General features: G+C 66.2%; 29 protein-coding genes. 23 read left to right on the top strand and 6 right to left on the bottom strand.

Going from position 1 to position 25,549, the window contains the following annotated elements; translation table 11 throughout:
• Positions 1–10 precede the first annotated feature (10 nt).
• The 3 genes from DM450_RS09565 to DM450_RS09555 are packed head-to-tail and all read right to left on the bottom strand — an operon-like array spanning position 11 to position 1,210.
• Positions 11–475 carry a hypothetical protein gene (locus DM450_RS09565; protein WP_142634322.1) on the bottom strand — a complete coding sequence of 155 codons (465 nt, stop codon included), beginning with the start codon at positions 473–475 and terminating at the stop codon, positions 11–13.
• Positions 468–761: a DUF1971 domain-containing protein gene (locus DM450_RS09560; RefSeq protein ID WP_012115018.1), complete on the bottom strand. Its 294-nt coding sequence runs from the start codon at positions 759–761 to the stop codon at positions 468–470. The genes DM450_RS09565 and DM450_RS09560 overlap by 8 nt, the downstream gene beginning before the upstream one ends.
• Positions 758–1,210 (bottom strand): group III truncated hemoglobin, encoded by a 453-nt coding sequence (locus DM450_RS09555; protein ID WP_107396135.1) that lies wholly within the window; start codon positions 1,208–1,210, stop codon positions 758–760. Before DM450_RS09555 ends, DM450_RS09560 begins: the two co-directional genes overlap by 4 nt.
• A gap of 87 nt (positions 1,211–1,297) precedes the next feature.
• Here DM450_RS09555 and DM450_RS09550 point away from each other — a divergent pair, with 87 nt between their 5' ends.
• Together DM450_RS09550 and DM450_RS09545 are read left to right on the top strand one after the other, a co-directional pair.
• Entirely contained in the window at positions 1,298–1,747 is a 450-nt protein-coding gene (locus tag DM450_RS09550) for an Rrf2 family transcriptional regulator (RefSeq protein WP_142634320.1), read from the top strand.
• Between the two features lie 166 nt (positions 1,748–1,913).
• Positions 1,914–3,335, top strand: coding sequence for an IS1182 family transposase (locus DM450_RS09545; protein ID WP_142634318.1), 1,422 nt, complete (start codon positions 1,914–1,916; stop codon positions 3,333–3,335).
• A gap of 188 nt (positions 3,336–3,523) precedes the next feature.
• On the opposite strand, the gene DM450_RS09540 is transcribed toward DM450_RS09545, so the two are convergent.
• Positions 3,524–4,744 carry an IS481 family transposase gene (locus DM450_RS09540; protein ID WP_142637704.1) on the bottom strand — a complete coding sequence of 407 codons (1,221 nt, stop codon included), beginning with the start codon at positions 4,742–4,744 and terminating at the stop codon, positions 3,524–3,526.
• Between the two features lie 307 nt (positions 4,745–5,051).
• On the opposite strand from DM450_RS09540, the gene DM450_RS09535 reads away from it, so the two are divergent.
• The gene (locus DM450_RS09535; protein ID WP_142634316.1) at positions 5,052–7,121 is read left to right on the top strand and encodes a ParB/RepB/Spo0J family partition protein; all 2,070 of its coding nucleotides are present in this window, start codon (positions 5,052–5,054) and stop codon (positions 7,119–7,121) included.
• Between the two features lie 102 nt (positions 7,122–7,223).
• Here DM450_RS09535 and DM450_RS09530 read toward each other — a convergent pair whose 3' ends face one another.
• A complete protein-coding gene (locus DM450_RS09530) occupies positions 7,224–8,102 on the bottom strand; it encodes a TIGR02391 family protein (RefSeq protein ID WP_260609749.1) in 879 nt (292 codons plus the stop codon).
• A gap of 305 nt (positions 8,103–8,407) precedes the next feature.
• Between DM450_RS09530 and DM450_RS09525 the strand changes: the two genes are divergently transcribed.
• The gene (locus DM450_RS09525) at positions 8,408–8,707 is read left to right on the top strand and encodes a DUF736 domain-containing protein (RefSeq protein ID WP_142634314.1); all 300 of its coding nucleotides are present in this window, start codon (positions 8,408–8,410) and stop codon (positions 8,705–8,707) included.
• Positions 8,708–9,360: 653 nt separating this feature from the next.
• Entirely contained in the window at positions 9,361–10,203 is an 843-nt protein-coding gene (locus DM450_RS09520) for a DUF932 domain-containing protein (protein ID WP_142634312.1), read from the top strand.
• Between the two features lie 161 nt (positions 10,204–10,364).
• Here DM450_RS09520 and DM450_RS09515 read toward each other — a convergent pair whose 3' ends face one another.
• Positions 10,365–10,592: a helix-turn-helix domain-containing protein gene (locus DM450_RS09515; protein ID WP_142637700.1), complete on the bottom strand. Its 228-nt coding sequence runs from the start codon at positions 10,590–10,592 to the stop codon at positions 10,365–10,367.
• A 169-nt stretch (positions 10,593–10,761) separates the two neighbouring features.
• Here DM450_RS09515 and DM450_RS09510 point away from each other — a divergent pair, with 169 nt between their 5' ends.
• From DM450_RS09510 to trbJ, 18 genes are all read left to right on the top strand, one after another.
• Positions 10,762–11,034 carry a hypothetical protein gene (locus DM450_RS09510; RefSeq protein WP_142634309.1) on the top strand — a complete coding sequence of 91 codons (273 nt, stop codon included), beginning with the start codon at positions 10,762–10,764 and terminating at the stop codon, positions 11,032–11,034.
• A 146-nt stretch (positions 11,035–11,180) separates the two neighbouring features.
• On the top strand, positions 11,181–11,402 hold the full coding sequence (locus tag DM450_RS09505; protein ID WP_142634307.1) for a transcriptional regulator domain-containing protein: 222 nt from the start codon (positions 11,181–11,183) through the stop codon (positions 11,400–11,402).
• Positions 11,403–11,418: 16 nt separating this feature from the next.
• Complete coding sequence (locus DM450_RS09500; protein WP_409529363.1) at positions 11,419–11,964, top strand: DUF2285 domain-containing protein; 546 nt, start codon at positions 11,419–11,421, stop codon at positions 11,962–11,964.
• Positions 11,965–12,094: 130 nt separating this feature from the next.
• The gene (locus tag DM450_RS09495; RefSeq protein WP_048578566.1) at positions 12,095–12,361 is read left to right on the top strand and encodes a helix-turn-helix transcriptional regulator; all 267 of its coding nucleotides are present in this window, start codon (positions 12,095–12,097) and stop codon (positions 12,359–12,361) included.
• Complete coding sequence (locus DM450_RS09490; protein ID WP_142634303.1) at positions 12,358–12,864, top strand: DUF2840 domain-containing protein; 507 nt, start codon at positions 12,358–12,360, stop codon at positions 12,862–12,864. The genes DM450_RS09495 and DM450_RS09490 overlap by 4 nt, the downstream gene beginning before the upstream one ends.
• Positions 12,861–13,406 carry a S26 family signal peptidase gene (locus DM450_RS09485; protein ID WP_142634302.1) on the top strand — a complete coding sequence of 182 codons (546 nt, stop codon included), beginning with the start codon at positions 12,861–12,863 and terminating at the stop codon, positions 13,404–13,406. Before DM450_RS09490 ends, DM450_RS09485 begins: the two co-directional genes overlap by 4 nt.
• A gap of 36 nt (positions 13,407–13,442) precedes the next feature.
• Positions 13,443–13,778, top strand: coding sequence for a DUF736 domain-containing protein (locus DM450_RS09480; protein WP_142634300.1), 336 nt, complete (start codon positions 13,443–13,445; stop codon positions 13,776–13,778).
• An 88-nt stretch (positions 13,779–13,866) separates the two neighbouring features.
• Positions 13,867–14,754: a lytic transglycosylase domain-containing protein gene (locus tag DM450_RS09475; protein WP_142634298.1), complete on the top strand. Its 888-nt coding sequence runs from the start codon at positions 13,867–13,869 to the stop codon at positions 14,752–14,754.
• Between the two features lie 238 nt (positions 14,755–14,992).
• On the top strand, positions 14,993–16,753 hold the full coding sequence (locus DM450_RS09470; protein ID WP_142634296.1) for a relaxase/mobilization nuclease domain-containing protein: 1,761 nt from the start codon (positions 14,993–14,995) through the stop codon (positions 16,751–16,753).
• Positions 16,754–16,768: 15 nt separating this feature from the next.
• Positions 16,769–18,742 (top strand): conjugal transfer protein TraG, encoded by a 1,974-nt coding sequence (locus DM450_RS09465; protein WP_142634294.1) that lies wholly within the window; start codon positions 16,769–16,771, stop codon positions 18,740–18,742.
• 10 nt (positions 18,743–18,752) lie between these two features.
• Positions 18,753–19,178: a CopG family transcriptional regulator gene (locus tag DM450_RS09460; protein ID WP_093063410.1), complete on the top strand. Its 426-nt coding sequence runs from the start codon at positions 18,753–18,755 to the stop codon at positions 19,176–19,178.
• Positions 19,179–19,257: 79 nt separating this feature from the next.
• Positions 19,258–19,533, top strand: a complete 276-nt coding sequence (locus DM450_RS09455; RefSeq protein ID WP_093063411.1) for a metal/formaldehyde-sensitive transcriptional repressor — start codon at positions 19,258–19,260, stop codon at positions 19,531–19,533.
• An 8-nt stretch (positions 19,534–19,541) separates the two neighbouring features.
• A complete protein-coding gene (dmeF, locus tag DM450_RS09450; RefSeq protein ID WP_142634292.1) occupies positions 19,542–20,477 on the top strand; it encodes a CDF family Co(II)/Ni(II) efflux transporter DmeF in 936 nt (311 codons plus the stop codon).
• A gap of 233 nt (positions 20,478–20,710) precedes the next feature.
• A complete protein-coding gene (trbB, locus tag DM450_RS09445) occupies positions 20,711–21,697 on the top strand; it encodes a P-type conjugative transfer ATPase TrbB (protein ID WP_142634290.1) in 987 nt (328 codons plus the stop codon).
• Complete coding sequence (locus DM450_RS09440) at positions 21,694–22,029, top strand: TrbC/VirB2 family protein (RefSeq protein ID WP_093063414.1); 336 nt, start codon at positions 21,694–21,696, stop codon at positions 22,027–22,029. Before trbB ends, DM450_RS09440 begins: the two co-directional genes overlap by 4 nt.
• Entirely contained in the window at positions 22,026–22,307 is a 282-nt protein-coding gene (locus DM450_RS09435) for a VirB3 family type IV secretion system protein (RefSeq protein ID WP_142634288.1), read from the top strand. The genes DM450_RS09440 and DM450_RS09435 overlap by 4 nt, the downstream gene beginning before the upstream one ends.
• Positions 22,304–24,793 carry a conjugal transfer protein TrbE gene (gene trbE / locus DM450_RS09430; RefSeq protein ID WP_142634286.1) on the top strand — a complete coding sequence of 830 codons (2,490 nt, stop codon included), beginning with the start codon at positions 22,304–22,306 and terminating at the stop codon, positions 24,791–24,793. Before DM450_RS09435 ends, trbE begins: the two co-directional genes overlap by 4 nt.
• Positions 24,790–25,548 (top strand): P-type conjugative transfer protein TrbJ, encoded by a 759-nt coding sequence (gene trbJ, locus DM450_RS09425; RefSeq protein WP_142634284.1) that lies wholly within the window; start codon positions 24,790–24,792, stop codon positions 25,546–25,548. Before trbE ends, trbJ begins: the two co-directional genes overlap by 4 nt.
• The last annotated feature ends 1 nt before the right edge of the window (position 25,549 follow it).

Genomic DNA, 25,549 nt, shown 5'->3' with positions numbered 1-25,549 from the left:
CCCCCTCTGTTCAGAATAGTCCGTGACTACCGCCTACCGCGCCCAAAATTGTTATGATGCTGACTGCAAGTAATAACTGATGCAGCCGGATCATTCGAGCGAAATCCGCCTCGGGTGACTGTGTATTGGCGAGACGACGATGGAGATGCAGCGGCTCGATGACGAACAACATCAGCGCAAACACGGTCCAGAGCGCGACCATCAGGTGCATCCACCAGAACCGGCCGTCGAGGAAGCGGCTCCACAGATCGGCGCGCGCCACCAGCCACAGGCCACTTGCGCCGGCAAGTAGAACCCACACGCGTGCCTGCCAGGCAAAGCGCGCCTCCATCTGCTGAAAACGGCGCAAGCGATCCTGCGGCAGTTCCGTTGCCTTAAGCGTCGGCATCAGCACCCAGGTGACGAAACCGACGCCGCCTATCCAGAACAGGACCGCGATGACATGCACCGTGCGAGCAAGGGCGAAGTCATCCACGGTCCGCGTCTTCGACAAGCTCTGGGCGTTCCCGGTAGAACTCGACCTGCATCGTCATGGGGCCGAGCGGAACGACATGATGGGTTGCCTGCGGCGGGATGATCGCGGGCCTGTCGGGCGTCACGAGCTGCTCGCTCGGCGGATCGACGAAAACGAGCCGCACTTCGCCCTCCAGCATCCGCAGGAGGCCCCAGGTGCCTGCTTTGGTGCGATGATCGTTGCGCAGCGCGTCGGGTAGGCTTTGCTCATCGAAGATCGGCGATGCGCCGTAGGGGACCGGTGTCACGACGCGGCCCTCGCGGAAATGGCGGCCAGACCGCCCCGGTCGATCTTGATGCCGGTCAGCAAGCTCTCGCCAATGCGTTGCGCCGCTTCGCCAAACCGGTCCGCGACCGCTGCGTTCGGCGCGATCCGGTCAAGCGTCTGGTCCCAAAGCGACTGCCAGCGCGCGAAATGCGCCTCATCAAGCTCGCCGATCGCGATATGCTTGCGCATCGGATTGCCGCTGAACCGACCGGATTCGAGCATGATCGAGGCCCAGAAATCCTTCATCCGCGTCAAATGATGCGGCCAGTCGCCGATGCGTTCAGCAAAGATCGGACCGAGCATGTCGTCCTGCCGGACGGTGTCGTAGAACCTCTCCACGAGCCGCGAGATGAAAGCATCATCGATCCCGCAGGCGAGCGCATCCGCCATCTTGCGCGCCCGCGCCTGCTCGGCATGGTTCGACGTCATTGCCTGCCTCGACTCGATTAAGATGAATTTCCTATGCATGGTTTACGCGCCTTGGCGGATAAAACCAATATATGATATGCATCTTTTATGAGATTGTCCGTCCAGACCGACTATGCCCTTCGCACATTGATGTTCCTGGCCGTGAAGGACGGCCACCATTCGATCGCCGAGATCGCACACGCATATGGCATCTCGAAGAACCATCTGATGAAAGTGGCGCAGCGACTGGCCGCGGAGGGATTTGTCGAGGGTGTGCGGGGCCGGAGCGGGAGCCTCAAGCTCACGCGGCCCGCCAATGCCCTGAACGTCGGTTCGATCATGCGCATCATGGAAGACACCGGGACATTCGTCGAATGCTTCGACGCGGCGACCAACAGCTGCGTCGTGACGCCCGCATGCGGCTTGCGCCATGCCTTGGCAGGCGCGCTGGAAGCTTTCGCGCGACACCTCGATCAGTTCACCATCGCCGATCTCGTACCGGATTCCAAAAGCTACGGGTGGCAGCTCGACGCGCAAGCGGCCACTGCTTCGACGTAACGGAGAACCCGGCGCTTCTGACCTGATCCTTCTCGGAAGCCCGCAACATCTGTAATGAGTTATTACGCCACCTGGCGCAGATGTTCAAAGCCAATAACAAGCTTTTACTCATGAACCTGTCAGTGTAGAATCCAATTATCTTCCCATCTTCCGCGCCGGGGTGTGCATGAGTTTTATTGAGGGACTCGCGCGAGATCAGGTCAGCCTGCTTCCTCCTTGTGTTGATGACTATGTTTCCCCGGACGCATTGGTCCGAGTCGTCGATGCTTTTGTTACCAGCTTGAACTTGGCTGAGCTTGGCTTCGGTCGCGCTATCGCTGCGGTCACCGGCCGCCCTGGATACCATCCAGGCGATATGCTCCGGCTGTACATCTGGGGCTATCTCAACCAGGTTCGGTCCTCACGCCAATTGGAACGAGCGTGTGTCCGCGACCTCGAAGCGCTTTGGCTAATGCGCCGGCTTGCCCCGGATTACCGAACGATCGCCTCCTTTCGTCATGACAATCCGGAAGCCATTGTCGGCGCCAGCGCTGCATTCATCCAGTTCTGCCGCGAAACCGGCTTGATCAGCGGTCGATTGGTCGCGCTGGACGGGACGAAGATGCGCGCGGTCGCGAGCTCAAAGAACATCGCTGGCGCCGACCGGCTTGCCCGTGACGTTGCGCACACCGAAAAGGAGATCGCCTACTACCTTGAGCGGCTCGACATCATAGATGAGGCAGTGGACCAGGGGTTCGACGATCAGCCCAAACATCGGGAGGCGTTCACCACTGCGATCGAGACCCTCGGGCGCCGCAAGGACAGGCTCGTGCGCCGGCAGGACATCCTGAAGGATCGCGACGAGACGGCTTTGGTCTTTGGCGAGTCCGACGCGCGGCCGATGGGCTATGGACGTTCTCCCAAGACACCCTGCTACAACATGCAAAGCGTGGTCGATGTAGATAGCGGCCTGATCATACATCACGACGTGACCAACGAGGCAAACGACAGCCAGCTCCTGCATCCAATGTCGATGGCGACGATGGAGGTGCTTGAGGTTGACGAGCTCAAAGTCCTGGCCGACGGCGGTTACTCCAACGCCCAGGCGGTCGCGCAATGCGAGCGCGACCATATTGAGGTCGCGGCGCCGATCAAACGCGGTGCCATGAGCACCGATTTTTTCCGGCCAGCGCAGTTCGTGTATGATGAGGGGACCGACACAATCCGGTGCCCCGCCGGCAAGACGTTGAGACCATCCGGCAAACATACCCGCAACCGTGCGATCCGATATAGAACGTCTGCATGCAAAGACTGTCGGCTGAAGAGCCGATGCACGTCCGGCGCCCAACGGACCATCCATCGGTTGTTCGACCAGGCGGCGCTGGATCGTATGGAGGCCAGAATCTACGCGGATCCGAGCTTGATGGTGACCCGCCGATGTACTGTAGAGCACCCCTTCGGCACGATTAAACGGATGTCCGGCGGCGGAAGGTTCCTCACGCGAGGTCTCAGAGCGGTAAAGGCCGAAGCGGCTCTCTCGATTGTCGCCTTCAACATCCTCCATGCAGTAAATGCCTTCGGTGCCGAGCGACTGACGCCAGCGGGGTGAGACGCGCGTCGCGGTGCTGGCGGCGGCGGATTAGACGAATGAGTTTTTGCACAGCCTGCCCCGCAACGCCCCGCTTGGCGTGTTCACGCCGAACCGTAAATCCGCCCCGGCGGATTTGGGTCTTTCCCATGCTGCGGAGATCGGGCCAGGGCTGCGCCGGCCCGATCGGGTTGTTTGTGTGCAACCGGTCACGTGGGTGACGTTTCAGACCGGTCAGCTGGGTGACAGTTTTCGAGAGAGTGGCGGCGCCGTTTGCCCGGGCGCACTCGGATGAGCTTCTGTTTGCCCTTGATGTAGCCCAGCAGGATTGGGCCGAAGCGAACCTCGTATTCGTCGTCTGCTATCTCGAAGATGCCGATGCGTTCGCCGTTCAGCACCTCGGAGACGAACAGCTCCCGCCCACGCCAGCGGATCGATCCGCTGATCCGCACGGTGCGTACCTCGGTTGCGCCCCAGTATGCCGGCGAGCGCAGCTTGCCGTCCCATAGTCTTGGAGACGGCGTGAAGACCCGCGCCGGCGGGATCTGACCCAGGGCTTCGTGAGGACGTTCCTCGTTGAAGACCTGCCGGAACCGCTCGAGCCGGGCCAGCTGAGCGTTCGCCGTGAGCGAAGGCGGCGTCGCGGCCTCGCGCTTCAACGTCTGGTGCATCCGCTCGTGGCGACCGTTTTCCTGCGGCTTGCCTGGCGTAATTCGCTCAGGCGTAATGCCCATCCGCACAAAGTTCACTGCCAACCTGGACAGTCCGCCCGCCGCGACCGCGCCGAACGGTGGGCCGTTGTCCGAGCGGATCGCTCGCGGCAGCCCATATTCCTTGAACGCCCGGACCAGGATCGGCCACACCGTCTCGAAGTCGGGATGCTCGACCGCTTGGCAGACGAGTAGGTAGCGGCTCATCGCGTCGGTGACGGTGAACGGCAGCACACGAACGCCATCGCCGGTTTTCCAGAAGCCCTTAAAGTCGATGCACCAGACATCGTTGGGCGCGTCGGCACCGCGGAATGGATGCTGTGCCGGCGGCACGCGCCGACGCAGCTTGCGAGGCCGGACCAGCCCTTCGCGTTTCAAAATGTCGCCGATCGTCGAAGCCGCCGGCCACTTCGTCTTGGGATCATCGAGCTGGAGCCGGGCCCGCAGTTTGCGCGGGCCCCACGCCGGATGTTTGCGCCGCAGCCTCAGGATAGCTGTGACGATCTTGGGAGGCGTCTGCGCCGCCTGAGTCACCGGCGCGCTTGAGCGCGCCGCTAAACCAGATGGGCCTTCGGCCGCGTAGCGGCCGATCCATTTATACGCTGTCTTGCGCGACACACCGAAGCGGATCGCGAGTGCGCTGACGCTCTCTTCCCGGCTTAGCCAAGCCGAAATGAACCGCACGCGTTCGCTCACGGGATCCGTTTCCATCCAAACCATGGCCATCTCCTCGATGGCCATATTGCCGGACCGTAACCCAGGTGACCGGTCCGATGTGTAACCGATCTGATCGGTCCAATCCGTCACCAACGTAGCCGGATTGGACCGTTTGTAGCTCTCCCCGTCGGTGGGGTGGGCGTCGCTTCCCTCTAGGCCCGCCGCGCCGGGCCGCAACGCGCGTGCCGCGCTTACCTTCTCTGCGTTCCGGCCCTTCGGGTGCTGCCCGGCTCCGCCGGCGGGCCTTCCGGTCGCTCTTTCGCCGCCCACCCCATTCCGGGGTGTGTGTGGTTTTAGAAGGAGTAGTGTGATGAACGCTGTTACCGAAACCGCAGTCGCCGAGCCTGTGTCGGGCGTCGAGATTTTCGTGCCGCTCGCCAAGCTCAAGAAGTCCCCGCGCAATGCCCGCAAGGTGCCGCATGGGGAAGCCGCTATCGAGGCGCTGGCCGCTTCGATCCAGCACAAGGGGCTGATCCAGAACCTTGTCGTGGAGCCCGAGGTCAAGGAGGACGGGACGCCTACCGGCTATTACCTCGTCACCGCTGGCGAGGGCCGCAGGCTGGCGATGCTGCTGCGCGCCAAGCGTAAGCAGATCAAGAAGTCCGAGCCAGTCCGCTGCTGGCTGGACACGGCGAACGACCCCGCCGAGATCAGTCTGGACGAGAACGTGACCCGGACGCCCATGCACCCCGCCGACCAGTTCGAGCGGTTCGCGGAGCTTTCCAACGACAGGGGCTGGGGCGCGCAGGAGATCGGCGCGCGGTTCGGCGTGTCGGCGGGCGTGGTCAAGCAGCGGCTTCGCTTGGGCGCTGTCAGCCCGAAGCTGTTGCAGGTCTATCGGGAGGACGGCCTTACGCTGGATCAGCTCATGGCCTTCGCCATCACCGAGGACCATGACCGGCAGGAGCAGGTGTTCGCCAATCTGCATCACAACCGCGAACCGTGGATTATCCGGCGCGACATGACCGCGAGCAATGTTCCGGCGACCGACCGGCGCGCGGTGTTCGTCGGGGCGGATGCCTATGTCGAGGCGGGCGGCAATATCATCCGTGACCTGTTCAGCGAGGACCGGGGCGGGTTCTTCGAGGATGCGGGCCTGCTCGACATGCTCGCCGCCGAGAAGCTGCGCGAGATCGCGGGCGAGGTTCAGGCCGAAGGCTGGAAATGGACCGAGGCGCATATCGACTACCCCCACGCCCACGGGATGCGGCGCTTCTATCCGCAGACCATCGCCCTGTCCGACGAGGACGAGGCGAGGCTTGAGGTACTGTCCACCGAGCATGACGCGCTTGCCGAAGGCTATTCGTCCTATGACGAGATGCCCGAGGACGTAGCGACGAAGCTGGAGGCGGTGTCCGACGAGATCGACGCCATTTCGGCCAAGCGTTCGGCCTATGACGCCCGCGTGATCGCGCATGGCGGCGCGTTCGTCGTGCTTCACCATGACGGCACGGTCAGGATCGAGCGGGGTTTCGTCCGCCCCGAGGACGAGGCGCTGGCCGATCCGCAGCCCGAGGACGAAGCAGAAGCCATCGGCCGGGAGACGGTCGAGGACGAGCAGGCCGAGGACGGCGACGAGGACGTGCAGGAGATCGAGGAAGAGGACGAGGAACCGGGCAAGCCGATTTCCGACAGCCTCGCCCGCGACCTGTCCGCCCACCGGACGCTGGCCCTTCGCGTGGCACTTGGCGAGCGGCCCGATCTGGCGTTGATAGCGCTGACCCACACGCTCACGGCGCAACTGTTCTACAGCTACGCCGAGGCCGGTTGCCTTGAGGTTCGTCCGACCGTGACGCCGCTTGGTAGCCATGCGGACGGGATCGAGGATACCCCGCTGGCCGCAAAGGCGAACGAGGCGCGCGAGGCGTGGGCCGAGCGGATGCCGCGTGATGTTGCGGACCTGTGGGACTTCATCGTCGGGCTGGACGACGAGAAGCGGCTGGCGCTGCTGACGCATTGCGCGTCCCGTACCGTCAATGCGCTACGCCTGCCGTGGGACCGCAAGCCGCGTTCGCTGCAAACGGCGGACAGGCTGGCGACCACGCTGGCGCTGGACGTGGCGAAGGACTGGACGCCCACCGTGGACAGCTACCTTGGCCATGTCACCAAGGCGCATATCGTCGAGGCCGTGACCGAGGGCGTGTCGGAGGACGCCGCCCGCCGTATCGCGGACATGAAGAAGCCGGACATGGCGCAGACCGCCGAGCAGCTTCTGGCCGGGACCGGCTGGCTTCCCGCTGTGCTGCGGACGCCCGAGCCGGAGCAGCCCGCGCCCGTCGAGGCCGAGGAAGTGGGAAGCGCGGAGCAGCCGTCCGAAGCGGAGGCCCCCGAAACCGGAGCGGAGGACGGCGAAGCGTCCTATGCCGTCGCCGCCGAATAGCGGCATTGGGCCGGGGCCGCGCAAGCGGTCCCGGCCTTCTTTCGCCGCCCACAAAATCGCGGCCGCGCCCTGACCGGGCGCGGCCGCTTCCGTTGAGCGAGATCAGGGACGCGGCGGCATGTGGCTGGCGTCGAGCCGGCGATGGATGAGGGATACGAGGGTCAGGAGATCCTCGGCGTCGGTCTTGGTCATCGGCCAGTGGATGCGCGCTTCGTGCGCGGTCGTATTGCGGAACATGCCGAAGACGCCTTTGACGAGATTGGCGAAGCCGCTTTGCTCGCTACGCTCGCTCACCGTGCCGCGCGGATTGATCGCCAGCATCGGCGGATCGCCGCCCAACACGCGGTCCACCAGCGTTCCCCCATCATCGGTCAGACCCGTCATGACGCGCATCTTGTCGGCGACGCTTTTCACCGCTTCTTGGACCGCATGGAAATAGTTATCGGCCAGCAGTTCCGCGCGGCAGAAGCGCAGCACATCGGGATGGACGCCGCGCGTCTCCAGATCGGTGCGTAGTTCTTTCGCGCGGCGCTGTGCTTCCGGCAGCGTCGTCGCCTGTTCGACGGTTTCGATCTTTCCCGCCTCGCTCACTACGAGGCCGGCGAAGGCCAGCGCCTGGTTGAGACTGGCACGCATCGGCTCGTAGCGATGCGGCTCGCGGCTATAGCGGGCTGGTCTCATCGCATGGCGGATAAAGCCGAGGATGCGCGTGCGGTCCTGCCGGGCGTTCTGGCTGGCGGCGAAGGCGTTGTAGATGCGGTGCCGCTTGGTCATCTCGCCGGGATCGGTCATTTGACAGGTCGCGAACAGCATCGCGATCTCGGTCCCCTTGAGCCCCGTATCCGTGTCGCCGAGTGCGCCGGCAATCGCTTCGAGCTGATCCTGCGAAAACAGTTGCGCCACCTTTTCCTTCTCCCCCTTGCGAACCTCCGCGGTCTCCTTGGTCGAATCGGCAATCACCTTGGAACGTAGGATGAACATCGCGCAAGGCTGTTGACAGAGTTGCCGACACAATCGCCGGTCATAAGAAACTCCCTACCTTCCGGGCCGAACACCCGGCGGCCTCCCCAATGGCTTGTCTGACCGAAGCCGATCGCCATCCCGCAAGGGCGTCGTTCGGCTTTTTTCCGCCGCCTTCGGCTTTGCATCGCGAAACAAAAAAGCCGCCCGCCGTCCAACCTCCTCTGCGTTCCGGCCGCAAGCGGTGCGGGGTCGATCGTGCCCCGGCCGACGCCGAGCCATCGAGGCCGCGATGGGCGCGGTCCGAGCAGACAGGAGATCACGACATGGCTACGATCGGCACCTTCACCGCCAACACCAAGGGCGAGTTCAACGGCGTCATCAAGACGCTCACTCTTAACACCAAGGCCACTCTTCGGCCGGTCGACAAGGAAGGCGAAAAGTCCCCTGACTTCCGGATCAGCGCCGCCAACATGGACATCGGCGCCGCCTGGAAGAAGACCAGCCGCGAAGGCCGCGACTACATCTCGGTCAAGCTGGACGATCCGAGCTTCCCGGCACCGATCTACGCCACGCTGTCCGAAACCGACACCACCGGCGAATACGCGCTGATCTGGTCCCGCTGACCGGCGGCGACGCCCCCGTTCCACCGGAGCGGGGGCCTTTCCCGTTGGAACGGCAGAACTAGCCGGGCAGCGAATCGAACAGAGGCAGCGGCATCGGGCCGCGCTCCGTCAATGCGCCAGCGTAATAGGGCGCGATCGTCACCCATTCGACCGCCTAATCCAACGTCAGCTCGCCGGGGCCGATCCGTGAAATCCCGGCGCCGTCCACCACGACCCGGAAGGCGAAGCGATCTTCCTCGGCTTCTAGGCGGCCTTCGATCAACGAACCGTCGCTCGCCGCCAGCAGAAAACGCTCCTCTACCTCGTCATAGGGGACGCGCAGCGTTTTGGTGATGTCGCCTGCGACCGCGAGGCGCTGGCCCGGTCTGTCCCTTGATCGTAATGCTCATACCGACTCCTTGCAGCCGGCTTGGATCAAAACAGGAACAAATGGCAAGAGAGATGTTCGTTGGCGCCGCTTGCGGCGCGATGCTTGGGGCGCTGCCCCCAGCGCCCTTCGGAGCGGCTTCCGCCCAGCTTCCTCCACGCTGCGCGCTCCGTGCAGCCGGTTCCCCGCGAAGCCGCCCACTCCGGTTGCACCCCCGGTCTCGCCGACGGGCAGGGTTTCAGCGCGGCGCTCCGCTGCGCGGAAACCCAAGCCCAAGGAGGCCAAAATGCACTACAAGCTTGCCACCCGGTTCGGCCGCAACGCCCATCAGATCAGCGGTCGGGAGCCGCTCGACAACGAGGCGCTGTATCGCCACGTCCCGTCCATCTTCGCTCGCGAGGCGCACGACAGCCGTTCGGAGCGCTACGTCTATGTCCCCACCATCGACATCGTGGAGGGGCTGCGCCGGGAGGGATGGTTTCCCTTCTTCGCCGTCCAGTCCGTTCCCCGCGACGGTTCGCGCCACGGCCACGCAAAGCACATGCTGCGCCTGCGCCGGGATGACGGCATCGGCAAGCCCGAGGCCGCCGAAGTTATCATCGTCAACAGCCATGACGGGACCAGCGCCTATCAGATGTTCGCCGGGATGCTGCGCTTCGTTTGCACCAACAGCATGATTGCGGGCGAGCGGTTCGAGGAGGTCCGCGTGCCGCACAAAGGCAATATCGAGCATGACATTATCGAGGGCGTGTTCACCGTTGCCGAGGACTTCCCCCGGCTGATCGACGCCAGCGAGTCGATGAAGGCGATCCAGCTTTCGCCGGATGAGCAGCGCTTGCTCGGCGAGGTTAGCCTTGTTGCGCGCTATGGCGACGACGAAAGCCCGGTTCGGCCCGAGCAGATCATCGAGCCGCGCCGCCGCGAGGATGTGGACCACAGCCTATGGACCACGTTCAACGTCATTCAGGAGAATGTGGTTCGTGGCGGGTTGCAGGGCCGTAAGCGCAATGCCGAGGGCCGTATCCGCCGCGCGCAGACCCGCGCGATCAACGGCATCGACCAGAATGTGACGCTCAACCGTGCGCTCTGGACGCTGGCCGAAGGGATGCAGCGCCTCAAAGCGGAGTGACGATAACAATCGCAGGGCCGGAGTTTCCGGCCCTGCGGCTTTGCCATTTTCGCGCCGATCCGCTGCGCTGGATCGGCGGCGGCCGCGCGTCCCAAGGTCCGCGCGGCCGCAACGGCGCGCTTGCCGGGCTGGCGCCCGGCTCGCGCCGAAGTTTTGCGAAGCTAGCCGGTTTCGGACGGATCGAGTTCGGCAACAAGATCGGCGGGCGTGACGCCAAGCGCGGAGGCCAAGTGAAACAAGGTGACGACGGTTGGATTGCGCCGGCCTCGCTCCAGATCGCTGACATATTGTTGGGTAAAGCCTGACGTCTCGGCGAAGCGCTCCTGGGTAAAGCCCTTATCCTTTCTCAGCTTGGCGAAGTTCAATCCCACGAGACGGCGCATATCCATGCGCGCCAAACTGGACGATACACCTCATCCGGTTTATCCCATATCAGTTGTATCGGCTGGGGTGCGCCATTCGTCCGCGCGGAAGGTGCATCTAACGATGCAGGACTTGCGCGTATCCGGTTCAGTGGTTTGCGCTAAACTGGTTAACGGGCAACATGACGGGGGCGCCATGAGCACCGATGAATTCGCAGATCGCGCGCCGGACATATCGCAACTTACCGCATATGACGAAAGCCATATCGTCGCCTATTTGCGGCTGCTCGATGCCGATGATGGCGGGGCCGATTGGCGCGAGACCACCGCCAAAATTCTCGGCGTGGACGCTGCGGTCGAGCCGCAGCGCGCGAAAGAGATGCACGATAGCCATCTCGCCCGAGCACGATGGATGACGGAGGTAGGCTACGCTTATCTTCTCGGCTCTGAGCCTTCGCTAAAGCGTTAAGTTTCAATCCGTTTTGGGCTCATTCTGCTGCCGTCGTTGGAGCCTACTCGGCATGGTTGAGCGCAACCTTGGCGCTATCTTGAGTGAGGCGGTCCGTCGATCCTCGCCTTTTGAAATCCGCGCAAGAGCGTGGTTGGGAGGATGCGATGCCGACGCCGTCGGGGCGTCGCCAGCGAGGCGCCGGTGGATTAGCCGACGCGCTCGGGCGCGCCGATTTAGCCGCCGAGTTCCTACGGCGGAACCGCACCTATCGCGCCGAACACACGCAGATGCGGCAACGCATCGCGAGCGGCGCCGTCGCGAAGAGCGCCGCCGAGGCGGCGTTCGCGCGGCGCTGGGGGTTATCCTTTCGCCACGGCGCCGGATGACCTTTCAGACTCGGTAATCTGGCGCCCGGAACTGACCGCCGTCACGGTCATTCTCGATACCGCACCGGATGGATTCGAAGCTGCCGTCCCGGTCGATCCGCGCGCGCTTGGCGCGCTGCTCACCGACATGGCTGGCATCGACGGACGTCATGTCGTCGTCGCCGATGCGGCCGGGGAGCATCGGCTTTGGTTGCGCGATCCGCAGCCTGGCCGACCGCTCGCCGCTGTCATCCCGCTCGACAAGGATTTAATCACGCGCGTCGTCAGTATGTTGCGTTTCCACCGGCGTCTGCTCGGCCGCGCCGCCGGCCCGTTGCCGCGCGGCTGGCCATTGACGGCCTACCGGCTGGCACGTCTTGACCTGATGCTCCGCGCGCTCGATCTGCGCGACATCGGCGCGACTTATCGTGAGATCGCGGTTGCGCTCGGGCGCAACGAGGCAGAGCGGCTTTCGGCGAGCGACTGGAAGATGTCCGCTTCGCGCTCGTTCGTCGTGCGGCTGGTCCGCGACGGCATCGCGATGATGAACGGCGACTACCGCAAACTCCTCCGTATCCGCTGATCCGAGCCCCATGCGCGATACCCTTTAGGGGGTGGTCGCATCCGTGCAGCCGCACATCTTCATACCCCACCCGGCCGCCTTCCTTCTGACAATTACGCCTCCTGCCGCCACTGCCCGCAGGAGCCGTCACTTGTCCGATACGCCCACAAACCTGCCGCCCCGCTTCCTGCGCACACCGGAAGCCGCGCGCTTCCTCGGCCTCTCGGGCCGGACGCTGGAGAAGCACCGCTATTTCGGGACCGGCCCGGCCTACCGCCGGATCGGTGGCCGGGTGGTCTATTCGGTCGATGACCTGCGCGCCTGGGCCGACATCGGCATCAAGCATTCGACCTCCGATCCGGGCCAGAACGACCTCATGCCGCGGGCGGATTCGGCCATCGCCCGGAGCCGGCGATGACCGTCCCGCCGTCCCCCATGCGTCATCGCCAGCCGTCCGACGACGGCATGACCCGCGTAGAGCTGACGTGGATCGAGAAACGGGTCGAGCACTGGATTAGGTTCGGGCGCGTTGCGGTCGACGAGATCGTCGATCGTCGCCGCCGCATCGTCCGCTTCCGTCCCCGCGCGATCTTCGCGTTCGTCCGCTGGGCAGCGAACGACTACGGCACGGTCAGCTCGCGCATCGACATCGTGCGCGTGGTCGCTCCGGGCGAGCCGTTCACGACGCTGCCCTTCGTGCGGCCGGGTGGCGACATTTTGCTCAAGATCGAGGGCTGGCCCAAGGTCAGCCAAGTGCTCGCCGCGATCGACGCGACCGAGGCGGCCGGCGTCGATCCGTGCGACGCCGCGCCGGATCATTGGCGGCACGTCCACAACCGCATCGCAGCCGGACAACCGCCGCGCCCCTACACCATGGAGCGCCATCGCGCGTGGCTCAAACGCCGGGAGATCGAGCGATGACCCGCCGTGGATGGGCCATTGCGACGGCCTCCGCCGCGTCGCTGTTCGGCGCGTCGTTCCTCGCCGTGGCGGTGTTCGATCCGCTCCCGCGCGTCGTCTGGAACGCCAGCGCGAGCGCGCCGATCGGGCTTTATCGGATCGAGCCGTTGCACGATCCGCCGCTCGGCGCACTGGTCGCTGTGACGCCGCCACCGGCGCTGGCGCGCTGGCTGGCGGAGCGCGGCTATCTCGGTGAGCGCGTGCCGCTGCTGAAGCATGTCGCGGCGCGGCCGGGCCAGATCGTGTGCCGCATCAACGCGGTAGTGAGCGTCGATGGGCGGCCCGTTGTCGTCGCCCGGCAGCGTGACGGCCGGGGCCGCCCTCTGCCGGTCTGGCAAGGCTGCCGAACGCTGCGCGTCGGCGAGTTGCTGATGCTCAACCCCGACCACGCCGACAGCATGGACGGTCGCTATTTCGGTTCGCTGCCGGCCTCGGCCGTGCTCGGCCGCGCCATCCCGATCCTCACTCGCGACACCCCCGACGCGCCGCTCGTCTGGCGCTGACCCGCTTTCCCAACCGCCAACCCACAGGAGATTACCATGCAGATCGGCAGCTTCTTCCGCACCGCCAACGGTTACGAAGGCATCATCGAGACGGCGACGCTCGACATCCGTATCTCGATCGTTCCGGCCGAGCAGATCGATGCCGACAAGGCGCCGGACTGGCGCGTCCACCGCGGCGACGGCGGCGAAGGCCCGGAGATCGGCGCCGGCTGGAACGAGACCGGCGAACGCGCCGGGGATTACGTCTCGCTGCGCATCGACGATCCCGCGTTCGCGCAGCCGATCCGCGCCGCACTGTTCCAGAACACGGGCGACAAGTCCGCCTGGTCGCTGCGCTGGAACCGTCAGCCGAAGTCGCGCGAGCAGGACTGAGCCTGTGCGCTACCCACCCATCCCTTTGTTCGCGGGAAAGCCGTGTTCGCGGTTCAAGATGCTCCCCCGGAACATCTTGTCGGCAGCGATGCTGCCGCCACCGCTCACCCCATTCGTCCCGCTCGGTCGCAGGCCGGCCGGGGCGCGCAGCGAAGGTCAAGGGCGGCCGAAGGCCGGCGCTTCGCGCGCACCCTTTACCGAAGCGAGCACGCTGGCAGGCTGGCGGCGAAGCGGAGTCGGATCGGCGGTCGTGGTTGCCGTCTTCCTGCTGTCAGGCGGCGCGGCGTCTGCCCCGGCGTTGGCGCAGGAACTGCCGGCCGCGCGATCGGCGGCCGCCCATCCCTATGCCGGTCATGTCGCCGACGCCGCGCGGCGGTTCGGTATCCCCGAAGCGTGGATATGGGCCGTGATGCGCGTCGAGAGCGGCGGCAATTCCCGCGCTGTCTCGCGCGCCGGGGCGATGGGCTTGATGCAGCTCATGCCCGCGACTTGGGCCGGGCTTCGCATCCGCTACGGCCTCGGTCCCGATCCGTTCGACGTGCGCGACAACATCATGGCGGGCGCGGCCTATCTGCGCGAGATGCACGACCGCTACGGCAACGCGAGCGCGATGCTGGCGGCCTATAATGCGGGACCGGGCCGCTACGACGACTTCGTGTCGCGCGGCCGTCCGCTGCCCGCCGAGACGGTTGGTTATCTCGCCCAGCTCGCACCGATCACCGGCGCATCGGGCGCGGTGGAGGTGGCGGCGACCGCTACGCCTGATCCGTTTGCATGGCGTCGTGCGGCGCTGTTCGTCCGCACCGCCAGCCCCGCTTCGGAAGCTGTCGCCGGGCAGTCGGACGGCGAAGACGCCGCGTCCGAGCTACCGACCGACCGGCCGACAACCGGCGACGTTCGCGCGGCCGAGCCGTCCGCCAATGAGCTACGCGATACGCTGTTTGTGTCCCGCGCCCGCGCGGGCCGACCGCAATGATCGGCCTGTCACTCCCCTCATCCGTCCGAAGCAGTAAGGGCGCTGGGGAGGAGGAAAACGGCAGGGAAAGACGAGGGCAAGATATAAGCAGCGCCCCGTTCAGCCGAAAAGCCAAGGCTTTTCCGTGGCTTCACGCGGGGGCGTCGGTCGGCGCGCGTGCCGCGCGGAAGGGAAAAGCCAGCAAAAACAGCGCCTCGAATGGCACCACAGGCCGTTTTCGGCCGAAAGCGGCCCGGCCGTGAGCGAGGACAGCGAGTTCCGCGTCCGGCCGGGCAAGGCCAAGCGCAGCAAGGCGCAGGGCCGCAATGCCCGCGGCCTGGTCGCCGAGGTGCTGCGCGTCGCCGCGATCCACAGCGGCGGCCGGCGCGGCGGCGCCAGCGGAGCGCGCCGGGGTGCGCAATCGACCTTCGGGCGGGGACGCACCGCCTTCGCCCGCAGTCGCCTGTTCGGCTCGGGCCGGCGCGTCATGGTCAAGATGCTGCCCGTGACCACCCGCAGCCGGGGTGACCGGCGCTCGGCGTCCCTGTCCGCGCATGTCGCTTATTTGAAGCGCGAGGGCGTCACCCGCGACGGCTCGCCTACCCGGATGTTCGACGCGGCCGGCGACAACGCCGACGATCGCGGTTTCGCCGACCGGTGCAAGGATGACCGGCATCATTTCCGGGTCATCGTGTCGCCCGAGGACGCCGCCGAGCTGACCGACCTGCGCGAATACACGCGCGACCTCATGCGCCAGATGGAAGCCGACCTGGGGACGCGGCTCGATTGGGTTGCGGTCGATCACTGGAACACCGACAATCCGCATGTCCACTTGCTCGTGCGCGGCGTTACCGATCAGGGCGCCGATCTCGTCATCTCCCGCGACTACATCAGCCACAATCTCCGCTCGCGCGCGCAAGACCTGGCCTTCGCCGAACTAGGGCCGAAGCCCGAGCATGAGGTGCAGCGCGCGCTCGACCGCGAGGTGACGGCGGAGCGCTGGACCCGGCTCGATTCCGAGATCCAGCGCTCCGCCGACGAGCTAGGCGTGATCGACCTGCGCCCAGAGCGGCCCGGCCCCGACGATCCGCGGCTCCGCCGCTTGATGATCGGCCGGTTGCAGCATCTGGAAACGATGGGGCTCGCAGCCGAGGGCGATACCGGCCAATGGGCGGTCGCGGAAGGTGCGGGGGCGAAGCTGCGCGAGCTGGGCGCGCGCGGAGACATCATCCGCACGATCGGCGCGGCGCTCAAAGATCGGGGGCAGGACCGGCCGCTCGACAGCTACGCCGTCGTCACCAGCGCGCCCGAGAAGCCGATCGCCGGCAGGCTGATCGACAAGGGGTTGCACGACGAACTGACCGCCACCGCCTATGCCGTGATCGACGGCACGGACGGGCGCACCCACCATGTTCGCCTGCCGGGCATCGAGGCGCTGGAGCATAGCCCCAAGCTCGGCGGCATCGTCGAGTTGCGCGCGGTAGGGCGGTCCGGCGAAGAGAAGCCGACGCTTATCGTCGCAACGCGGTCCGACCTCGACCTCGCCGCACAGGTGAAAGCGCCCGGCGCGACCTGGCTCGACCATCGGCTGATCGAGCGCGGCGCCGGAGTCGCGGATGGCGGGTTTGGCGCCGAGGTGCGGCGCGCGATGGACGCGCGCACCGACCATCTCGTCAAGGAAGGGCTAGCCCGCCGCTTCGGCGAGCGGACGGTGTTCGAGCGCGGGATGCTCGACACGCTCCGCAAGCGCGAGCTGGACGCGGTTGGCGCGAAGATCGCGGGTGAGACCGGGCTTGCCTATCGCCCCCCCGCGTCCGGCGAGAAGATCGCCGGCGTCGTGCGCCAACGCCTCGCGCTCACGTCAGGCCGCTTTGCCATGATCGACGACGGGCTCGGCTTCCGACTCGTGCCCTGGGCCAGCACCCTCGAACAGCAACTCGGCCGTCAGGTGTCCGGCATGGTCCGCGCCGGCGGCGGCATCGACTGGACGCTTGGCCGCAAGCGCGGCCTCGGCATCTGAAAACAGGAGACACCCATGTCCGCGACCAAAATCCTTTGGGGCCAGATCATCATCGTGTTCCTGATCGTGCTCGCCGGGGTGTGGGGCGCGACACAGTGGACCGCCGCCGCGCTCGCCTATCAGCCCGAGCTGGGGCCGCCTTGGTTCGAGGCGTTCGGCTGGCAGGTTTATCCGCCGCCCGCTTTCTTTTGGTGGTGGTTCAGCTTCGACGCCTATGCGCCCCGCATATTCCTGACGGGCGCCTATATCGCTGCGTCCGGCGGGTTCGCGTCGATCGCGGTCGCCATCGGCATGTCGGTGTGGCGCGCGCGCGAACTGAAGAACGCCGAGACCTATGGCTCGGCTCGCTGGGCGAGCGAGCGGGAGGTGCGCGCGGCCGGGCTGCTCGGGCCGAACGGCGTTGTGCTCGGCAAGCTCGCGCGCGACTATCTCCGCCACGACGGCCCCGAGCATGTGCTGTGCTTCGCCCCGACCCGTTCGGGCAAGGGCGTCGGCCTGGTCGTGCCCTCGCTGCTGACCTGGCCGGCGTCGGCGATCGTCCACGACATCAAGGGCGAGAACTGGATGCTGACCGCCGGTTTTCGCGCGCGGCACGGTCGCGTGCTGCTGTTCGATCCGACCAACGCCGAGTCGGCCGCCTACAACCCGTTGCTGGAGGTGCGGCGTGGCCAATGGGAGGTGCGCGACGTGCAGAATGTCGCCGACGTGCTGGTCGATCCCGAAGGCTCGCTGGAGCGGCGAAACCATTGGGAGAAAACCTCCCACTCGCTGCTGGTCGGCGCGATCCTCCACGTCCTCTATGCCGAGGTGGACAAGACCTTGGCTGGCGTCGCCGGATTCCTTTCGGACCCGGCGCGCACGATCGAGCAGACACTGGCCGCGATGATGGCGACGCCACACTTGGGCGAAGCGGGCGTGCATCCTGTCGTCGCCAGCGCGGCGCGGGAGCTGCTGAACAAGTCTGACAACGAGCGATCGGGCGTGCTCAGCACCGCCATGTCTTTCCTCGGCCTCTACCGCGATCCCGTCGTGGCGCAGGTCACGCGGGCCTGCCAGTGGCGCATATCGGATCTGGTCGATGGCGAGCGGCCGGCGACGCTCTATCTGGTCGTGCCGCCCAGCGACATCTCGCGCACCAAGCCGCTGATCCGCCTTATCCTAAACCAGATCGGGCGCCGGCTGACCGAGGAACTGACCCCAAAGGGCGACCGCCATCGGGTGTTGCTGATGCTGGACGAGTTTCCGGCGCTCGGCCGCCTCGACTTCTTCGAGTCCGCGCTGGCGTTCATGGCGGGCTACGGGCTCAAGGCGTTCTTGATCGCGCAGTCGCTCAATCAGATCGAGAAGGCTTACGGCCCCAACAACGCGATCCTCGACAACTGCCATGTCCGGGTGAGCTTCGCCACCAACGACGAGCGCACCGCCAAGCGCGTGTCGGACGCGCTCGGCACCGCCACCGAGATGCGGGCGATGAAGAACTACGCCGGGCATCGCCTGTCGCCGTGGCTTGGGCATTTGATGGTGTCGCGGTCCGAGACCGCCCGCCAGCTCCTTACGCCGGGCGAGGTCATGCAGCTTCCGCCCGACGACGAGATAGTCATGGTGGCGGGCGTCCACCCGATCCGGGCAAAGAAGGCGCGCTACTTTCAGGACCGCCGTCTGGCCGAGCGGATCGCGTCGGCGCCGGCCCCGGAGGCGGCCAAGCCGCGGGCGGACGACTGGACCGGCTGGCAGGCATCCGCCGATCCGAAGCAGGTCGCGCGCATCGTCCGCGATGCCGAGGACGCCGCCAATGGCGGGCTGCGCCGGGAGCCCGAGCTGCCCGAGCATATCGCCATTGCGCCGGAAACAACGGCCCCGCCCGCGCAGGAGTTTTCGATCGTCGATGACGAACAGGATGACGCGGCCCGGCAAGCGGCCGTGCGCCGCCGGATGCAAGGGCTCGCGCGGCAGGCGTCGCTCGATCCGGGCGATGGCATCGACTTGTAGGAGCGTGCCCATGCGAACCCGGCTCAACGTCTATTTCCCGCCCGCGCTCGCCAAGCAGGTCGATGAGTTGGCGATCCGCCGCCGCATCTCCCGCTCCGCGATCGTGGAGGCGGCAGTGGCGTCCTATCTTTCGCCGGACGGCGCCGACCGGATGGAAGCCGCGTTCGCACGCAGGCTTGATCGCCTGTCGCGTCAGGTCCAGCGACTTGAGCGCAACACTGGCCTGACGACCGAGGCGCTGAGTCTGTTCGTCCGGTTCTGGTTGGCCGTGACACCGCCGCTTCCTGATGAGGATCAGGCGGCGGCGCAGGTGAAGGGGCGGAAACGCTATGAGGGCTTCATCGAGACGCTCGGCCGGCGCTTCGCCAGCGGCAAGACGCTGTTGGATGAGATACCGGAAGATGTCTGGCCGAAGAGTGCGACTGATCCAGACTAGCGAACCACTTGGCTTTCCCGCCTCCAATTGCGGCTGACAAACTCGACAACCCAACCCCGTTCATATAGGGGGGTGGGGTATGTCGCACATCAAGTCATCGAGCGCTGATCTGCTGGCCCGCGTCCGCCGCATTGGAGGCCAGGTCGGTGCGATCGACCGCGCGTTGCAGGCGGACGCGAGCTGTTCGGAGATTCTTCACCTGGTTGCGGCCGTCCGAGGCGCGGTGAACGGCCTGCTGGATGAGATCATAGCGGAGCATCTGGAAGCCCACGTGTCTCGGCCTGGGCTTGATGATGCCGAACGAGCGGCGGGTGCGGAGGAGCTGCTCGCCGTGATCCGTCGCTACTCGAAATAGGATAGTTCATGGCGACTTTGCCCGATCTCGACGCGCACACTCACGACCACGTTTTACTCGGCGCGGCACATGATGAGAACGCCCGCCGCACGCGCTGGGTGGTTGCGCTGACCGCAGTGATGATGGTGGGCGAAATCGTCGCCGGCTACTTCACAGGGTCAATGGCGCTGCTCGCCGACGGCTTTCACATGGCGACGCACACCGGCGCATTGTCGGTTGCCGCGCTTGCCTATGCCTATGCAAAGCGGAACGCCCGAAACCCGGCATATAGCTTCGGCACCGGCAAGGTTGGTGATCTTGCCGGCTTCGCCTCGGCAATGGCGCTGGGCCTGATCGCAGTCGGTATTGGCGTCGAATCCGTCACCCGGTTGCTCCAGCCGATCAACGTCGCGTTCGGCGAGGTAACTTGGGTTGCGGTCGTCGGCTTGGCCGTGAACGTGGTCAGCGCCGTCCTGCTGTCGGGCGGCCACGACCATTCTCATCATCACGGCCACGATCATGGGCACCATCATCACGGTCATGCCGCGCACACGGGCGATAACAATCTGCGCTCAGCCTATCTGCATGTGCTCGCCGACGCTCTGACATCGGTTCTCGCCATCACGGCGCTCTTGGCAGGCCGCTATCTTGGCTGGGTATGGATGGATCCCGTAATGGGGATCGTCGGCGCAATCGTGATCGCGCGTTGGTCCTGGGGGCTTATGCGCGACACAGCGGAAGTGCTTCTGGATCGAACCGACGAGCATGTGGCCGAGGAGGTGCGCGAGCTGGTCGAAGAACCGGGCGATGCGAGGATCGCAGACCTCCACGTCTGGCGCGTCGGGCCGGAGGCACATGCTGCGATCGTCAGCATCGTCGCGGCGCGTGGGGTCACGAGCGACATGATCCGCGCCCGTCTCGCGCCGGTGCATGAGTTGGCGCACCTCACAGTCGAGTGCCGCTAACCATCGACTCGATTACCGGCATCCGTAAGAAAGCCTACGCGCGCATCGCCATTTCGTAGTTCGGTTGCCGTATCTGCGGAATGCCGACGAGAGGCATTCCGCCGTCGTCCTCGTATGTGCCGCCCCCTCTACTACGCCCGTAAGTAGCTGTTGCGAGCCGAGTCTTCCTGCGTCTCTTGATGTGCCCCGACAGCCGGGCGGCGGTTCGCCCGGTCCTTTGCAGGGGCCAGTCGTTGACCATCCACCCAATCCGATCCGAGGCTAAATCACGCGGCGCGCGGATGCTGCGCACTGCGCTCGGGCCGTCGATCGCGGGCTGGCTCGACGACGCTGCCGTTATCGAAGTCATGCTGAACCCGGACGGGCGGCTTTGGCTCGATCGGCTGGGCGAGGGCGTCAGCGACACAGGCGAAACGCTGAGCGCTGCCGATGGCGAGCGCATCGTCCGCCTGGTCGCGCACCATGTCGGCGTCGAGGTTCATGCGCGATCGCCGCGCGTTTCGGCCGAGCTGCCGGAAGGCGGCGAGCGGTTCGAGGGGTTGCTGCCGCCTATCGTCGCCGCGCCAGCCTTTGCCATCCGAAAGCCCGCCGTCGCCGTGTTCACACTCGACGACTATGCGCGCGCCGGCCTCATGTCGGCGGCCGAGGCCGAGGCGTTGCGCCACGGCGTCGAGACCCGCGCCAACATCCTCGTCGCGGGCGGCACCGGCGCGGGCAAGACCACGCTGGTCAACGCGCTGCTCGCCGAGGTGGCGAAGACCACCGACCGCATCGTCTTGATCGAAGACACGCGCGAGCTGCAATGCGCCGCGCCGAACCTCGTCGCCATGCGGACCAAGGACGGCGTGGTGTCGCTGTCCGAGTTGGTCCGCTCGTCGCTGCGCCTGCGCCCCGACCGCATCCCCATCGGCGAGGTGCGCGGCGCCGAAGCCCTCGACCTCATCAAAGCCTGGGGTACCGGCCATCCCGGCGGCGTCGGCACGATCCACGCAGGCACTGCGCTCGGCGCGCTGCGCCGCATGGAGCAACTCATCCAGGAGGCCGTCGTCACCGTTCCGCGCGCTCTCATAGCCGAGACGATCGACCTGATCGCCGTGCTGGTCCGCGACGCGCACGGACGCCGGCTGACCGAGCTGGCCCGCGTCGAAGGGCTCGACCCCGCGACCGGCGACTACCGCCTCGCACCCCTCACCAACCACCAAGCCGGAGACCTGCTATGATCCATGCCCTTCGGCATGGCGCACGCCGCGCCATGCTCGCCGCCACCACCAGCGTCATCGCGTTGACATTCGCCGTTCCGGCCCATGCCGGCGGTTCGTCAATGCCGTGGGAAGCCCCGCTGCAAAGCATCCTCGAAAGCATCGAGGGGCCGGTGGCGAAGATCGTTGCCGTTATCATCATCATCGTGACCGGCCTGACGCTGGCCTTCGGCGACACGTCGGGCGGCTCGCGCCGGCTGATCCAGATCGTGTTCGGCCTGTCTATCGCGTTCGCGGCGTCGAGCTTCTTCCTGTCGTTCTTCTCGTTCGGCGGCGGAGCGCTGATCGCATGAACGGCGGGGCCGATCATGGCGAACCGATCGCGGGCTATTTTGCCCCGGTCCACCGGGCGCTGACCGAGCAGATTTTGCTCGGCGGCGCCCCTCGCTCGCTCGCCATCGTCAACGGGACGCTGGCGGGCGCGATCGGCCTTGGCCTGCGCCTGTGGATCGCCGGGCTCGTCATCTGGGCGATCGGCCACGGGCTGTCCGTCTGGGCCGCCCGCCGCGACCCGCAATTCGTGGACGTGGCCCGGCGCCACCTCCGTTACCCGACGTGGATGCGGCCATGATGAGCTTGCGTGAATATCGCAGCAAAGCTGCGACCCTTCCCGATTTCCTGCCCTGGGCCGCGCTGGTCGGCGAAGGCGTGGTGCTGAACAAGGACGGCTCGTTCCAGCGCACCGCCCGATTCCGCGGTCCCGATCTCGACAGCGCGACGCCGGCCGAGCTGGTCGCGACGACCGCGCGGTTGAACAACTCGCTCCGCCGTCTCGGCTCCGGCTGGGCGATCTTCGTCGAGGCGCAGCGCACCCCGGCGCTCGACTATCCGCTGTCCGACTTCCCCGATCCCGTGTCGTCGCTGGTCGAGTTCGAGCGTCGCGAGCAATTCCGCGAGGAGGGCGCGCATTTCGAGAGCCGCTATTTCCTCACCCTGCTGTGGATGCCGCCGGCCGAAGAAGCCGCCCGCGCCGAAGGTTGGCTCTACGAAGGCCGGTCCACCAGCGGCGTCGATCCGTGGGAACTGCTCAAGGGCTTCACCGACCGCAGCGACCGGGTGCTCAACCTGGTCGAAGGGTTCGTGCCCGAGGTCCGCTGGCTCGATGACGCCGAGACGCTGACCTATCTGCACAGCACGGTTTCGACGCGCCGCCAGAGCGTCCGCGTGCCGGAAACGCCGATGCACCTCGACGCGCTCTTGGCCGACCAGCCGCTGACCGGCGGCCTCGAACCGAAGCTCGGCGACCAACATCTTCGGACGCTCACTATCGTCGGCTTCCCGAGCGTGACCTTCCCCGGCGTGCTCGACGAACTGAACCGGCTCGCCTTCGATTATCGCTGGGCGACCCGCGCGATCATGCTCGATAAGACAGACGCGACCAAGCTGCTGAGCCGCATCCGACGCCAGTGGTTCGCCAAGCGCAAGAGCGTCATGGCGATTCTGAAAGAGGTGATGACCAACGAGGCGTCGGTCCTGATGGACAGCGACGCATCGAACAAGGCCGCCGACGCCGACACCGCCCTGCAGGAGCTGGGCGCCGACTATGCCGGCATGGCCTATGTCACCGCGACGGTGACGGTGTGGGACCGCGATCCAGCCATTGCGGCGGAAAAGCTGCGGCTGGTCGAGAAGGTTATCCAGGGCCGCGACTTTACCGTCATCCCCGAAGGCATGAACGCGATCGAGGCATGGCTGGGGAGCCTCCCCGGTCACACCTACGCCAACGTCCGCCAGCCCCCGATTTCCACTATCAATCTCGCCCACCTGATCCCCCTGTCAGCAGTATGGGCGGGGCCGGAACGGGACGAGCATTTCGGTGCTCCCCCCTTGCTCTACGGCAAGACCGAAGGCTCGACCCCGTTCCGGTTTTCCCTTCACGTCGGCGATGTCGGCCACACGCTCATCGTCGGGCCGACCGGCGCCGGCAAGTCGGTGCTGCTCGCCCTCATGGCGATGCAGTTTCGCCGCTACGAGAACGGCCAGGTCTTCGCCTTCGATTTCGGCGGCAGCATCCGCGCCGCGGCGATCGGCATGGGCGGCGACTGGCAGGATCTCGGCGGGATGCTGGCCGACGAGGCCGGCGACGGCGTGCAGCTCCAGCCGCTCGCCCGGATCGACGATCCGGCCGAGCGCGCCTGGGCGGCCGAATGGCTGGCGGCGATCCTCGCGTCCGAAGGCGTCGCGGTCGATCCGCAGGCCAAGGAGCATTTGTGGTCGGCGCTCGGCTCGCTCGCCAGCGCGCCCGTGCCGGAACGCACACTGACCGGGCTCGCCGTGCTGCTCCAGAGCCAACAGCTCAAGCAGGCGTTGGCGCCCTACTGCATCGGCGGGCCGTGGGGCCGGCTGCTCGACGCCGAGGCCGAGCGCCTCGGCGAAGCGTCGGTGCAGGCGTTCGAGACCGAGGGTTTGGTCGGCGCCGGGTCGGCCGCCGCAGTGCTGTCCTATCTGTTCCACCGGATCGAAGGCCGGCTGGACGGCTCGCCCACGCTCATCATCATCGACGAGGGCTGGCTTGTCTTAGACAGCCCGGACTTCGCCGCGCAGCTCCGCGAATGGCTTAAGACCCTGCGCAAGAAGAACGCCAGCGTCGTGTTCGCCACGCAGAGCCTCGCCGACATCGAAACCTCGAACATCGCGCCGACCATCATCGAGAGCTGCCCGACTCGCATCTTCTTGCCCAACGAACGTGCGGCCGAGCCGCAGATCGCCGCCATCTACGAACGGTTCGGGCTGAACGCCCGCCAGATCGAAATCCTCAGCCGGGCCACGCCCAAGCGCGACTATTACTGCCAGTCGCGGCGCGGCAACCGGATGTTCGAGCTGGGGCTGGGAGAGGTCGCGCTGGCCTTCGCCGCCGCTTCTTCCAAGACCGACCAGCTCCGCATCGCCGAGCTGGTCGAGACCCACGGCCGCGAGCGCTTCGCCGCCGAATGGCTGCGCCATCGCGGCCTGGCCTGGGCGGTCGATCTTCTTCCCGAACCCCAACCCGATCCGCTGGCCGGCCGCCGGGAAGATGTCGGCCAGCTCCCCCCTGCCTTGAAGGACATGACCCCATGAAACCCAATATCCTGCGTCGTGCCATGCTGGCCGGCGCCATCGCCACGTCGAGCATGATCGGCATCACCGCCGCCACGCCGGCGCACGCTCAGTTCGGCGGGATCGTCTATGATCCCACCAACTATGCGCAGAACGTGCTGACGGCCGCGCGGTCGCTCCAGCAGGTCAACAACCAGATCCAGCAAATCCAGCAGCAGGCGACCAGCCTCATCAACGAGGCGCGCAACCTGGCGTCGCTCCCGTTCAGCTCGCTCCAGCAGTTGCAGAGCCAAGTGCAGCGCACCCAGCAGCTTCTCGGCGAGGCGCAGCGCATCGCCTACGACGTGCAGAACGTCCAGCAGGTGTTCAACGGCCGCTACAAGGGCGCGGCGCTGACCGGCACCCATGCGCAGATGGTCGCCAACGCTAACGCGCGCTGGGAGGATAGCGTCGGTGCGTTCGAGGACGCGCTGCGCGTGCAGGCCGGCGTCGTCGGCAATATCGACGGCGCGCGCACGACAATGGATGGCCTGGTCTCGTCCAGCCAGTCGGCGACTGGCGCGCTTCAGGTCGCGCAGGCGGGCAACCAGCTTCTCGCGCTGCAATCGCAGCAGCTCGCGGACCTGACGGCGCTGCTCGCCGCGCAGGGCCGCGCGCAGGCGCTGGATTCTGCGCGCAATGCGGCGGTCGAGGCCGAAAGCCGCGAACGGCTCCGCCGCTTCCTGACGCGATCCACCGGCTACCAGCCGGGCAGCGCAAGCATGTTCCACGACTGAG

It is taken from the genome of Sphingomonas sp. IC081 (assembly GCF_006874585.1).
In the GTDB taxonomy this organism is placed as follows: domain Bacteria; phylum Pseudomonadota; class Alphaproteobacteria; order Sphingomonadales; family Sphingomonadaceae; genus Novosphingobium.
This window is presented reverse-complemented; position numbering and strand designations above follow the sequence as displayed.